This is a genomic window from Clostridium sp. NSJ-49 (assembly GCF_014287725.1).
Lineage (GTDB): Bacteria > Bacillota > Clostridia > Clostridiales > Clostridiaceae > Clostridium > Clostridium disporicum_B.
Genome location: NZ_JACOOP010000021.1, coordinates 14489 through 27440, shown reverse-complemented (window position 1 = coordinate 27440; position 12952 = coordinate 14489). Strand labels below are relative to the sequence as shown.

Here is a 12952-nt window from a genome sequence, read left to right as displayed (position 1 = left end):
TGCGGACATGAAGAATAAATTAAATATAAAAGTAGCTTTAAAGTATTTTATATTAGTTGCTTTTGCTATAATTACTTTATTCCCATTTTACTGGATGATAGCATCATCTTTTAAGGATAGTTTTGAGGTTATCCAAACACCTCCAACAATGGTTCCTAATAAAATATTATGGGAAAATTACAGCACAGCATTATCAATGGCTCCATTTGGAAGATATTTTATAAATACTATTATAGTTACGATTTTAAGTATAATTAGTACAGTTATAATAGCAATATTATCAGCTTTCGCTTTCTCTCATCTAGAATTTAAGGGAAGAGATTTAATATTCTCAATTTTCTTAGCTTCAATGATGATACCAGGTGAAGTTTTAATAGTTACAAACTTTAAGACAATATCTCAATTAGGTCTTATGGATACTTATACAGCACTATTTGTTCCTTACATGGCAAACGTTCTGTACATCTATATGCTTAGAGAGTTCTTCTTAAAGATACCAAAACAATTATATTATGCAGCTAAAGTTGATGGTTCAAGTGATTGGAAATTCTTATGGAGAATCGTTGTTCCAATGGCCAAGCCTTCAATAATTACAATTTGTATACTAGTAGGAATAAATTCATGGAATGCATTCTTATGGCCATTATTAGTTACTAATAAAGAAAACATGAGACTGTTAGCAACAGGATTAACAGCATTCCAATCTGATGCAGGAAATCAATATGAGTTAATTATGGCAGCTTCAACTATAATTACAATGCCAATAATTGCAGTTTATATTTTCCTTCATAAGAAGATAATGAGTGGTATTTCTATCGGGGGAATTAAAGGATAGTTTATTAGGAATAACATAATTTTATTTAATGATTTAAAAAAGTTTTAGAGCATGAAGGAACCTTGATTTAATCAAGGTGACTTCTTAGCTCAAAAAATTTTAATCTTTTTTTATTCATTAAAATGGGATAAATGGAATTCTTGATATATAAATTAAAATTTTTACAAGAGGTGGTACTAATGAAAAAAAGACTATTAGCAGTATTAATGACTGCAGCAGTTGCTACTTCAGCTTTCGTTGGATGTTCTAAAGGAGCTTCTTCAAATGCTGATATAGTAACAGAACTACAAGAGCCTGTAACTATAGAAATGTGGCACTACATGACTGGTAAACAAGCTGAAACATTACAAGAAATCGTTGAAGAGTTCAATACTACAAACGATAAGGGGATAACTGTAAATGCTGTTGCTCAAGGAAGTGTTGCAGATCTTAACAAGAAGGTTATAGCAGCTTCTCAATCTAATACATTACCAGCAATCATAAATGTTTATCCTGATTTAGCTACAGGATTAATAAATGAAGGTAAAATAGTAGATTTAGCTACATACATAAACGACGAAAACGTTGGTATGGCTGATGATATGAAAAATGATTTCGTAGACGCATTCATTGCAGAGCTATCTCAATGGGAAGAAGGAAAAGTTTATGGTTTACCAATGACTAAATCAACTGAAGTATTATACGTAAACAAAACTTTACTTGAAAAGTTAGGTTATACTATGGCTGACATGGAAAACTTAACTATGGAAAAATTAGCTGAAATTTCAAAGAAAGCTTATGATGAATTAGGAATAGCTGGATTTGGATTTGACTCTTCTTCAAATGCTTACATTTCAACTTTAAAAATGGGTGGAATGAACTTTGTTGAATTAGATGGTACAATCAATGTTGATAATGAATGGGTAAGAGAATTTATGCCATTCTTACAAGAACAAACTACTAAAGGATACTTTAGAATTGCTGGAGAGGACAAGTTCCTTTCAGTTCCATTCTCTAACCAAAAGATGTTAACTTACCAAGGTTCTTCAGCAGGATTTGCTCATATCAATACAAATGGTGCTTTCGAAATAGGTGTAGTTGAAGTTCCAGTATTTGAAGGTAAAGACAAAGCTGTTATCCAACAAGGTGCTTCTTTATTTGCTACATCTACTGTTTCAGCTGAACAACAATACGCTTCATATGAATTTATGAAATTCTTAACTAGCGCTGAAAATACAGCTAAATTTGCAACTTCAACAGGTTACTTACCAGTTAGAAAGTCTGCTCAAGATTTAGATTCAGTTAAAGCATTAATTGAAGATGAAACTAACCTTTATGGTCAAATTTACAACGTAGCTCAAAAAGCTTTAGAATATGCTTACTACACTCCAGCTGTTAACAATGCTCAATCAGCAAGAACATCAGTTGAAGAAAAGTATGCAGCATTCGTTACAGGAAACATTACTGATTTAGATACTTTTGTTAAAGATTTATTATCAGAAGTTGAAACTTCAATAAGCAGACAATAGTTTGAAATAAAACATTTAATTTAATAATTTGAAGTTATTAGAGTATAGGCGTATTAACGAAAGTTAATATTGAGGATACTAACAATTAATTGATTTAAAGTCCCTACTTAGTTATAATATATAGCTATGTAGGGATTTTTTTTACAGATATATATTATCGTAAATTATAGGAGGAAAATAATGATATACGCACCAATGAAAGAAATTATAGAAAAAATAGAAGAATTTGATAAGATAGTATTATTTAGACACGTGTTTCCGGATCCAGATTCATATGGAGCACAAAATGCTCTTAAAAATATAATTGAATGTACATATCCAGATAAAAAAGTATTATTATTTGGGGAACATTCTAAAAATCTTGAATACATAGGAAAGATGGATGAATCAGAAGAACTTGATAAAGATACACTTGCAATTATTTTAGATGTTGCAAATGCACCTAGAGTAGATAACCAAGAATTTAATAACTGTGGATATATTTTAAAGATTGACCACCACAAGCCTTTTGATGCACCTTTTGAAAATCTTACATGGGTAGATACAAATTATACATCTACTTGTGAAATGATTTTAGATTTATATTTAAGCAATAAAGATAAACTTAAGATTGAAAAGCAAGGAAGAAAAGCTTTATTTACAGGAATTATAGGGGATACAGGAAGATTCCTTTATGTTGAAAATCCTACAGATATCTTTAAAAAGTTATCGGAAATAACATTTGACTTAGAAACAAAAGAGATTTATGCAAATATGTATAGAAGAGAAGAAGAAGAATTGAAATTCTTAGGATATATATATTCAAACTATAAAAAGACTGAAAATGGAGTTGCGTATTTAAAGGTTCCAAAAGAAGATGTAGCTAACTTTGGGCTTGAAACAATGAAAGCTGTAAGAATGGTTAATGCTCTTCAAGATACAGCAGGAATTATAAACTGGATGTTCTTTGTTGAAAAGCCAGATGGTGGAGTGTTCTGTGAATTTAGATCAAATGGACCTAGAGTAAATGATATAGCTGCAAAATTTGGCGGTGGCGGACATATGCTAGCTGCTGGTGCTTCTATAGCAAATTTTGATATTGCAGATAAAATGATTAAAGAGTTTGATGATAATTGCAAAGAATATTTAAATAAATAAAATACATTAAAGCTATTTATTAATATAATTAATAAATTTTGGTTGACAATTCAGTAATGGATTAATAAAATTATAATGTAGACTCCAAAGTAGTTTTCTTTGGAGTTTTTATCATATACATATTGTCAGTAGGTGGATTTATGAAGTTAACTAAAGGTCAAAATAGATTTATAAATAATAAGTCTATGGGAGTATCATTTTTAAAAGGTAAAAATAATAGTGGTAAAACAACTGCTTCATTATATAGAACAATAAATCTTGAAAATAATTATTGTATATATAATGAAGATAGAATATTGTATTTAGCTTTAAATAATGATAGTGCTAATAATATCAAGTCTAAATATAATGAGATAAAAGATAAAAATTATTTTTATTCATTATTTTCTTCAATAGATGAGAAGGTGACAATTCTTTCGTTGCCAGAACTTATACTAGAATATTCTAATAAATATAAAATGTATAATGATATGAAGTTAGTGTATAAGAATAAGGAGTCTTTAATTCAATTGATTAAAGATGAAGATTTTAATGATATTATCACTGCCTACGGAAAGAAATCTAAGTTGATTAAAAATCTCCCTTTGGAATCTTTATTAGAGGAAATTCTTTGGATTAAATCATGTGACTTTACATTTGAAGAGTATATGAATTGTAGCAGAACAGGAGCTATAAAAAGATTACGAAAAAACTCTATATCAAGAAAATTATTATATAACCTTATGGAAATGTATAATAAAAAGATGCTTCAAAATAAATTTATGGACAAGTATGATCGTGTTAAATTTGCTAAAGAATTTAGCAAGAATGTAAATGAAAAGTTTAAGCATATAATAATTGATGGTGGAGAGAAGATTACTAGATGTGAGCTTCAATTTATTTCATCATTATATAACATATCTAGTACTTCTTCATTAACATTTACAATAAATACAGAAGAAACTACAGAGATAGATTCTTGGTTTGTTAAAGGAAAAAAGACAACTTATTTAGAAGAAGAGTACAAAAATAAAACTTATATATTAAAGGGATTACCAATTAATAATGAAGCTAAAAAGGTAGACTATATGGAGAGGTTTAAATATATTAATTTAAAGCATAAAAATGAATTTGATTTTAATATAGATAGTTTAGGTGGAACTAAAGAAATTTATTTAGAGGATAATTTAGTATTTAAAGAAAATGAGTTAAAGGAGATACCTGTATTTAATCAGATTGCTGCTGGTAATCCAATTGAAATAAATGATGAGATGAGAGAAACCTTCTATTTGCCAGCTGGTTGGCTTGAACGTGGTAAAGATACATTTATCCTTGAAGTTAAGGGTGATAGTATGATAGATAAAAATATCTTTAGTGGTGATTTAGTTGTTATAAAGAAACAACATACAGCTTACAATAATGATATTGTAGCTGCTTCATTAGATGGTGAAGCAACATTAAAAATATTAAATACTAATGGTAAATATCCTAAACTTATACCAGCGAACAATAGATATAGTGAGATAAGTTTAGTAGATAAAGAGGTAAGTATTTTAGGTGTAGCAATAGGTATAATAAAACACCATCATTAAAAGGGGGCATTTAATATGGTATCAAAGAGTATGGAAACCTTAATGAAAAATAACTCTGTCATTAGAGAGATGTTTGATGAAGGTAAGAGATTAGAACAATTATACGGAGAAGAGAATGTTTTTGATTTTAGTATAGGTAATCCAAATGTAACTCCTCCAAACGAAATTAAAGAAAATATAATTAAAATTTTAAATGAAGAAAATCCGTTAGAGGTACATGGATACATGAATAATTCAGGTTATTTTTCTGTAAGAGAAAATATAGCGGAGCATTTAACTAAAACTAAAGGAATACAATTAGAAGATAAAAATATTATTATGACCTGTGGGGCTGCAGGTGGACTTAATATTATTATGAAGACCTTAGTAAATCCAGATGATGAAGTTATAATCTTTGCTCCATATTTTGGAGAGTATATAAATTATATCAATAACTATAATGGTAAAACTGTAATTGTTTCTTGTGATAAAAATAATTTTGAACCAAACTTAGATGAGCTAAAAGAAAAAATTACTGCTAAAACTAAAGCTGTAATTATTAATTCTCCAAATAATCCTTCAGGGGTTATTTATTCTGAGGAGATTATTAAAGCTATTAGTAATATATTAAGAGAAAGTTCGGAGAAATTAGGTACTGAAATTTGTTTAATATCAGATGAACCATATAGAGAAATTGTATATGATGGAGTCGAGGTGCCTTTTATTCTTAAGTATTATCATAACTCTTTAATTGTATATTCGTACAGTAAGTCTTTATCATTACCAGGAGAAAGAATTGGTTATATTGTAGTTAATCCTAAGATGAATAATATATCAAAAATTTTAGCTGCATTAAATATTGCAAATAGAGTATTAGGTTTTGTTAATGCACCATCGCTTTTTCAAAAAGTTGTAGGAAGATCTTTAGATTTAGAAGTTGATGTTAATATATATAAGAAAAATAGGGATTTATTATATAATCACCTTGTTAGCTTAGGATTTAAATGCTTAAAACCTAATGGAGCTTTTTATTTATTTCCTAAGTCTCCAATAGAAGATGACAATAAATTTTGTAATGAATTAAAGAAATTTAATATATTAGCAGTACCAGGATCGGTATTTGGTTGTAATGGCCATTTTAGACTTTCCTATTGTATTAAGTATGAAAAGATAGAAAATTCTTTAAAAGCCTTTGATAAGGTAGCAAAATTGTATAGTGATTATTTATAAGAAAGTTTTTGTTTAGTTGCAGAATATGTATAGGTGGTGTTGTAGTGTCAAAAGTGGTAAAAAAAGTTGCGACAGTTCAAGATATAGCAGGGATAGGTAGATGTTCATTAACTGCAGCGATTCCTATATTATCTGTGTTAGGAGTGCAACCGTGCCCTCTTCCAACAGCTATTTTATCTTGTCAAACAGAATATCCTAATTTTCATTTTTATGATTTTACTAATGAAATGAGAGATTATATAGATTCATGGACTAGTATGAATTTAAGTTTTGATGGTATATATAGTGGTTTCTTAGGTTCAGAGGATCAAATTAATATTGTTATAGAATTAATAGAGAGATATCGAGAAGCTTTAATTGTAGTTGATCCAGTTATGGGAGATAACGGTGAAAAATATAAAACTTATACAATAGAAATGTGTAATAAAGTAAAAGATTTAGTTAAACATGCTAATATTGTAACTCCTAATTTAACTGAATGTTGTATTTTAACAGATAGAAAATATGAAGATGTTGTTGATGTTATTAATGAAGAGACTCTTTTTGAAATAGCAAGAGAAATTTCTGAACTTGGCCCTGAGAAGGTAGTTATAACTGGTGTTATAAAAGATGATGAAGTAATAACATTTGCATATGATAAAGAGCGAGATGAAAGTTTCAGTTTTTCTAATCCGTATAATAATAAATCCTACAGTGGAACAGGGGATATATTTGCATCTATAATTTGTGGTATGTTAGTTAGAGGGTTTGATTTTAAAATAGCTGTAAATAAAGCATGTAACTTTATTAAAAATGCTGTATATATGACGAGTTTAGAAAATGCCGATGAAAGAAATGGTATATTCTTTGAGCCATTATTAAAAGATTTAATCATATAGTATTTAAAATGTGTTTTACTTTGAATAAAATGAGTTAAATTGGGCAAATTTAAAATAGGGGGGATAAATGTAATATATACCCCTTGTATTTTATAGTGAAGTATGTTAACATTTAAAAAGAAGTAATTTACTAATAGCTTAAAAACAAAGTGGGGTATGAATTCCCGCTTTTTCTATTTGAACGCAACTACTTTACCTAGTTGCGTTTTTACGTACATTTTTAAATTACTTAAAAACTGAATATTGTAAAGGAGGGTTAATATGAAAGTTGAGTCTTTAATTAAAGAGATTTACGGAATTGTTGAGCCTATGGCTAAGGAACTTAATTTAGAAATCTATCATATTGAATATGTTAAGGAAAATGGAGAGTATTATTTAAGAATATATATAGATAAGGATGGGGGAATCTTCCTATCTGACTGTGAAGCTCTTTCAAGAAGAGTTAGTGATGTGCTTGATGAAGTAGATCCTATAAAAGAAGCTTATTTCTTAGAAGTTTCTTCACCAGGATTAAACAGAAGATTATTTACTAATGATCACTATGTAAAATTTGTTGGTAGAGAAGTTTTAGTTAGATTAACTAAAGCATTAGATGGAAATAAGAACTTTAAAGGTACGTTAAAAGAAGTAAATGAAGATAACATTGTTATTCAACTAGAAGATGAAAAATTACAAACTATTCCTAAAGATAAGATAAAATCTACAAACTTAGAAGGGGAAATATAGCAAGGAGGGCAATTAAAATGAATGAGGAGTTTATAGGAGCTCTTAGAGAAATTGTTAAAGAAAAAGGTATAAGTGAGGATTTATTATTTGAAACTATAGAAGATGCATTAGAGGCAGCATACAAAAAGAATTATGCAGGACCTAATTCAGCAGCTGCAAATGTAAAAGTTACAATTAATAGAGATAACGGAGAAATTCATGTCTACTCTCAAAAAATTGTTGTTGAAGAGATTTTTGACAACGTAACTGAAATAAGTATAGAAGAGGCAAAAGAATTAAATCCTAAATATGATTTAAACGATGTAGTTGATTTCGAGGTTACACCTAAAAACTTTGGTAGAGTTGCGGCACAACTTGCAAAAGGTGTTGTTACACAAAGAATTAGAGAAGCTGAAAGAAGCATTATATATAACGAGTATAAAGAAAAAGAATATGATATCATCACTGGTACAATATTAAGAAAAGATAAAGGTAATGTATTCGTTAATATAGGAAAACTTGAAACAGCAATAGGACCAAATGAGCAAATGCCTGGAGAAATCTATAAATTCCCAGAAAAAGTTAAGTTATATGTTGTAGAAGTTAAAAATACACCAAAAGGAGCTCAAGTTGTTGTATCAAGAACTCATCCAGGATTAGTTAAAAGATTATTTGAACTAGAGGTTCCAGAAATTCATGAAGGTGTAGTAGAGATCAAGAGTATATCAAGAGAAGCAGGATCAAGAAGTAAAGTTGCTGTAGTTTCTCACGATGAAAATGTTGATCCAATGGGAGCTTGCGTTGGACCTAAGGGTGCTCGTGTTCAAAATATAGTAAATGAACTTAAAGGTGAGAAATTAGATATAATTAAATGGAGTAAAGATCCAGAAGAATTTATAGCTAGTGCTTTAAGTCCTGCAAAAGTATTAAGTGTAGATGTAGATGAAGAAAACAAGTCAGCTAAGGTTGTTGTAGAAGATAACCAACTTTCGTTAGCTATAGGTAAAGAAGGTCAAAATGTTAGATTGGCTGCGAAATTAACAGGATGGAAGATAGACATAAAGAGCAAATCTCAAGCGGAAGCATCAGCAGAATAGAGGTGATTTTTTATGAAAGTAAAAAAAATACCTTTACGAATGTGTACTGGTTGCATGGAGATGAAACCCAAAAAAGAGCTTATAAGAGTCGTTAAGAGCCCAGATGGAGAAGTTTCAGTAGATTTAACTGGTAAAAAATCTGGAAGAGGCGCTTATGTATGCAAAAATTCTGAATGTCTTGAAAAAGCTTTTAAAGCAAAGAGATTAAGTAGAAATCTAGATGTTGTTATAGATGAAGAGATATACAACAGACTAAGGAATGAGATAGAAAATGAATAGATTTTTTAACTTTCTAGGTTTAGCAAAAAGATCTGGAAATTTAATTGAAGGTTATAGCAAGTGTGATGAACAAAGAAATAAAGTTAATTTATATCTTGTAATACTATCTAATGATGCATCAGATAGTACAAAAAGAAAGTTTAGAAATCATTGTGCAGAAAAACAAATACCTTTAATTGAAGATTTTTCAAAAGAAGAGCTTGGAATTGCTATTGGAAGAGCTGAAATTAAAATTTTAGCTTTAAAAGATAAAAATATGGCAGAAAAGCTATTAGCATTGTACCAAACAGAAAAAGTAACAAATTAACCGGGGGTGATTTTATTGTCAAAGATTAGAGTATATGAATTGGCAAAAGAGCTTAATGTTAGCTCTAAAGATTTAATAAATTTATTAATGGACGAATTTAGCATAGAAGTAAAAAACCATATGAGCGTTATTGAAGATGAAGATGCAGAGCTTATAAAAGAATTATTAGGTGGATCTTCAGATAGTAATTCAGAAGATGGAGAAAAGAAAACTATCGTTGACGAATATGAAGAGCAATTAGCTGAAGAATTAAACAAAGGTGTAAGAAAAAAGAAAAAAACTAAGAAGCAATTAGAGCAAGAAGAAATTGAAAGAAATGCTGAAGCTGCTTCAGGAGTTATTGAAATAGGTGACACTATAACAGTTAAAGAATTAGCTGAAAAACTTGGTAAGCCTAGTAACGACGTAATTAGAACTTTAATATTTACAGGAGTTATGGCTGCATTAAATCAAGAAATAGATTTCAATACAGCTGAAAAAGTATGTGAAAAATATGAAGTTTTAGTTGCAAGAAAAGAAGAAACTAATGAACTAGAAAAGTTTGAAGATGATTCAGAAGTTTCAGAAGAAAACTTAGAAAAGAGACCTCCAATAGTTACTGTAATGGGACACGTTGACCATGGTAAGACATCATTATTAGATGCTATAAGACATGCAAAGGTTACAGCATCAGAAGCAGGTGGAATCACTCAACATATAGGTGCTTATACTGTAACTTTAAATGGTGAAAAAATTACATTCTTAGATACTCCAGGTCACGAAGCTTTTACAGCAATGAGAGCAAGAGGTGCACAAGTTACTGATATAGTAATATTAGTTGTTGCTGCAGATGATGGAATAATGCCTCAAACTAAAGAAGCTATAAACCACTGTAAAGCTGCTGGAGTTCCAATGATAGTAGCTATAAATAAGATAGATAGACCAGGTGCTAACATTGACAGAGTTAAGCAAGAATTAACAGAGCATGGATTAGTATCAGAAGACTGGGGTGGAGATACTATATGTGTTCCTGTTTCTGCAAAGACAGGTGAAAATCTTGAAAGTCTTCTAGAAATGGTTATCTTAACTGCTGAAATGCAAGAATTACAAGCTGATCCTAATAGAAAAGGAAAAGGAACTGTTATAGAAGCTAAGTTAGATAAAGGTAGAGGAGCTGTAGCATCTTTACTTATTCAAAATGGTACTTTAAATGTTGGTGATTCAATTTTAGTTGGTTCTACTTATGGTAGAATAAGAGCTATGTTTGATGATAGAGGAAAGAAGATAAAATCAGCTGGTCCATCAATTCCAGTAGAGGTATTAGGTTTATCTGAAGTTCCAGCAGCAGGTGATAGATTTGTAGTTGTTAAAGATGAAAAGACTGCTAGAAATATGGCTGAAGCTAGAAAAGAAAAGATAAGAACTGCTAGTCATCAATCATCTAATAGAGTATCTCTAGAAGATTTATATAGCCAAATTCAAGAAGGAAAAGTAAAAGAATTATCAATAGTTGTTAAGGCTGACGTTCAAGGTTCAGTAGAAGCTATTAAGCAATCATTAGAAAAACTATCAACTGATGATGTTAAAGTAAGAGTTATTCATGGAGCTGTTGGTGCAATAACAGAGACAGACGTAACTTTAGGAGCTGCTTCTAATGCAATAGTTATAGGATTCAATGTAAGACCTGATAACAATGCAATCGCTCAAGCTGATAGAGATGGCGTTGAAATTAAAACTTATAGAATTATCTACGATGCTATAGAAGATGTTAAATCAGCTATGATAGGTATGCTTGATCCAGAATATAAAGAAGTTGTTAATGGTAAAGCAGAAGTAAGAATGACATATAAGATTTCTAATGTAGGAACTATAGCTGGATGTTATGTAACAGATGGTAAAATAGTTAGAAATTCTGAAATAAGAGTTATTAGAGATGGAATAGTTATATTTGAATCAAAGCTTGCTTCTTTAAAGAGATTTAAAGATGACGCTAAAGAAGTTGCAAGAGGATATGAATGTGGATTAAGCGTTGAAAAATTCAATGATCTTAAAGAAGGTGACGTAATCGAGTCATATTCAATGGAAGCTATTAAAAGAAAAGAGCTTTAAGAGGTGATTTAAATGGCTAACTATAGAGGCGGAAGAATAAACGAAGAAGTAAAAAGAGAAATAAGTAATATTATAAGAAATGAAATTAAAGATCCAAGACTTACTGCAATGGTTTCTGTTACTGATGTAAAAGTTACTAAAGACCTAAGATACGCAAAAGTTTATGTAAGTATATTTGGAAAAGATGAAGAAGAAAAAAATAATACGTTTTTAGCCTTAAAGAATGCAAGTGGATATATTAGAAGAGAAATTGGTCAAAGAATTAATTTAAGATATAATCCACAAATATTATTTGAATTAGACGATTCAATTAATTATGGAATGCATATTGAAGAACTAATTGCAAAGGTTAAGGATAAATAAAAATGGACTTAAAGTCTATTAGTGAAATATTATTAGGTGCAAAAAAGATAGGCATTACCTACCATGTATCACCAGACGGTGATGCTGTAGGTAGTGTCCTTGCACTTCTACAAGGATTACGTATTATTAATAAAGATGCTTACATCATATCAAAAGATAAGTTAAGTGAAAATCTTAATTATCTTCCTACATCAAATGAAGTAACAGGAAATATAACAGAACCAACTGAAGACACAGATGTTGTAATAGTTTTAGATTGTGGAAACTTAGAAAGAGTTTGTGCTAATTTAAATAATTTTAATGGTGTTTTATTAAATGTAGATCATCACCTTTCTAATGATTTTTACGGAGATAGTAATTATGTAGATACATCAGCATCTGCTACAGCTGAAATAGTATATGAGCTTCTAGGGTTATTAGGAGTAGATTTATCTATAAGTAATGAAAAAACATTAAATGTTGCTACATGCTTGTATACGTCTTTAGTTACAGATACAGGTTGTTTTAGACATTCAAATGTAACAGATAGAACTTTACTAATTGCTAGTAATTTAAAAAAGATTGGTGTAAATAATACTTATATTTATCAAAGTCTTTTCGATAATAAGGAATTTGATAGAGTAAGGTTCATTGGTAAAGTAATAAGTAATATGAAATTAGTGTTAGATGGGAAAGTAGCTTTAATTGAATTACCAAATAGCTTTGCTGATGAATTTAGTATAGAAATTGGTGATACGTCTGACATTATATCTTATGGGTTACAAATTAAAGGTGTAGAAGTTACACTTTTAATTAAAGAAGTTGAGAATGGCGTAAAATGTAGTTTACGTTCAAAAAATAATGTAGATGTAAGAAAGATTGCTGAGATTTTCGGTGGTGGAGGTCATACTAAAGCTGCTGGGATAGCTATTAAAGAGAAATCTATAAATGAAGCAAAAGAAATTCTTTTAAAAGAAATAGAGAAAGAGTTGTAGA

General features: G+C 29.6%; 13 protein-coding genes. All 13 read left to right on the top strand.

From position 1 onward, the window contains the following. Positions 1-7: 7 nt before the first annotated feature. The 13 genes from H8S10_RS09115 (at position 8) to H8S10_RS09055 (ending at position 12951) form a co-directional block, all read left to right on the top strand. Positions 8-835: a carbohydrate ABC transporter permease gene (locus H8S10_RS09115; RefSeq protein WP_055262918.1), complete on the top strand. Its 828-nt coding sequence runs from the start codon at positions 8-10 to the stop codon at positions 833-835. Positions 836-1014: 179 nt separating this feature from the next. After that, complete coding sequence (locus tag H8S10_RS09110) at positions 1015-2343, top strand: extracellular solute-binding protein (RefSeq protein WP_186838642.1); 1329 nt, start codon at positions 1015-1017, stop codon at positions 2341-2343. Positions 2344-2523: 180 nt separating this feature from the next. Continuing rightward, positions 2524-3480, top strand: a complete 957-nt coding sequence (locus tag H8S10_RS09105; RefSeq protein ID WP_055262922.1) for a bifunctional oligoribonuclease/PAP phosphatase NrnA — start codon at positions 2524-2526, stop codon at positions 3478-3480. A 140-nt stretch (positions 3481-3620) separates the two neighbouring features. Then, on the top strand, positions 3621-5051 hold the full coding sequence (locus tag H8S10_RS09100; RefSeq protein ID WP_186838641.1) for a LexA family transcriptional regulator: 1431 nt from the start codon (positions 3621-3623) through the stop codon (positions 5049-5051). A gap of 15 nt (positions 5052-5066) precedes the next feature. After that, the gene (locus H8S10_RS09095; RefSeq protein ID WP_055262926.1) at positions 5067-6260 is read left to right on the top strand and encodes a pyridoxal phosphate-dependent aminotransferase; all 1194 of its coding nucleotides are present in this window, start codon (positions 5067-5069) and stop codon (positions 6258-6260) included. A gap of 44 nt (positions 6261-6304) precedes the next feature. Continuing rightward, the gene (locus tag H8S10_RS09090) at positions 6305-7138 is read left to right on the top strand and encodes a pyridoxamine kinase (RefSeq protein ID WP_347707674.1); all 834 of its coding nucleotides are present in this window, start codon (positions 6305-6307) and stop codon (positions 7136-7138) included. A gap of 261 nt (positions 7139-7399) precedes the next feature. Beyond that, entirely contained in the window at positions 7400-7864 is a 465-nt protein-coding gene (rimP, locus tag H8S10_RS09085; RefSeq protein ID WP_055262928.1) for a ribosome maturation factor RimP, read from the top strand. 17 nt (positions 7865-7881) lie between these two features. Continuing rightward, positions 7882-8940: a transcription termination factor NusA gene (gene nusA, locus H8S10_RS09080; RefSeq protein WP_055262930.1), complete on the top strand. Its 1059-nt coding sequence runs from the start codon at positions 7882-7884 to the stop codon at positions 8938-8940. A gap of 12 nt (positions 8941-8952) precedes the next feature. Next, entirely contained in the window at positions 8953-9219 is a 267-nt protein-coding gene (locus tag H8S10_RS09075) for a YlxR family protein (RefSeq protein ID WP_055262932.1), read from the top strand. Then, positions 9212-9526 carry a 50S ribosomal protein L7ae-like protein gene (locus H8S10_RS09070; protein WP_055262934.1) on the top strand — a complete coding sequence of 105 codons (315 nt, stop codon included), beginning with the start codon at positions 9212-9214 and terminating at the stop codon, positions 9524-9526. Before H8S10_RS09075 ends, H8S10_RS09070 begins: the two co-directional genes overlap by 8 nt. A gap of 15 nt (positions 9527-9541) precedes the next feature. Further along, positions 9542-11614 carry a translation initiation factor IF-2 gene (gene infB / locus H8S10_RS09065; protein WP_055262936.1) on the top strand — a complete coding sequence of 691 codons (2073 nt, stop codon included), beginning with the start codon at positions 9542-9544 and terminating at the stop codon, positions 11612-11614. Between the two features lie 12 nt (positions 11615-11626). Continuing rightward, positions 11627-11977: a 30S ribosome-binding factor RbfA gene (rbfA, locus tag H8S10_RS09060; RefSeq protein ID WP_055262938.1), complete on the top strand. Its 351-nt coding sequence runs from the start codon at positions 11627-11629 to the stop codon at positions 11975-11977. 2 nt (positions 11978-11979) lie between these two features. Continuing rightward, on the top strand, positions 11980-12951 hold the full coding sequence (locus H8S10_RS09055) for a bifunctional oligoribonuclease/PAP phosphatase NrnA (RefSeq protein ID WP_186838640.1): 972 nt from the start codon (positions 11980-11982) through the stop codon (positions 12949-12951). The last annotated feature ends 1 nt before the right edge of the window (position 12952 follow it).

Excerpts from the sequence above, each read along its gene's own strand:
- H8S10_RS09115 (WP_055262918.1), top strand. The coding sequence starts at position 8 with ATGAAGAATAAATTAAATATAAAAGTAGCTTTAAAGTATTTTATATTA.
- H8S10_RS09110 (WP_186838642.1), top strand. The coding sequence starts at position 1,015 with ATGAAAAAAAGACTATTAGCAGTATTAATGACTGCAGCAGTTGCTACT.
- H8S10_RS09105 (WP_055262922.1), top strand. The coding sequence starts at position 2,524 with ATGATATACGCACCAATGAAAGAAATTATAGAAAAAATAGAAGAATTT.
- H8S10_RS09100 (WP_186838641.1), top strand. The coding sequence starts at position 3,621 with ATGAAGTTAACTAAAGGTCAAAATAGATTTATAAATAATAAGTCTATG.
- H8S10_RS09095 (WP_055262926.1), top strand. The coding sequence starts at position 5,067 with ATGGTATCAAAGAGTATGGAAACCTTAATGAAAAATAACTCTGTCATT.
- rimP (WP_055262928.1), top strand. The coding sequence starts at position 7,400 with ATGAAAGTTGAGTCTTTAATTAAAGAGATTTACGGAATTGTTGAGCCT.
- nusA (WP_055262930.1), top strand. The coding sequence starts at position 7,882 with ATGAATGAGGAGTTTATAGGAGCTCTTAGAGAAATTGTTAAAGAAAAA.
- H8S10_RS09075 (WP_055262932.1), top strand. The coding sequence starts at position 8,953 with ATGAAAGTAAAAAAAATACCTTTACGAATGTGTACTGGTTGCATGGAG.
- H8S10_RS09070 (WP_055262934.1), top strand. The coding sequence starts at position 9,212 with ATGAATAGATTTTTTAACTTTCTAGGTTTAGCAAAAAGATCTGGAAAT.
- rbfA (WP_055262938.1), top strand. The coding sequence starts at position 11,627 with ATGGCTAACTATAGAGGCGGAAGAATAAACGAAGAAGTAAAAAGAGAA.
- H8S10_RS09055 (WP_186838640.1), top strand. The coding sequence starts at position 11,980 with ATGGACTTAAAGTCTATTAGTGAAATATTATTAGGTGCAAAAAAGATA.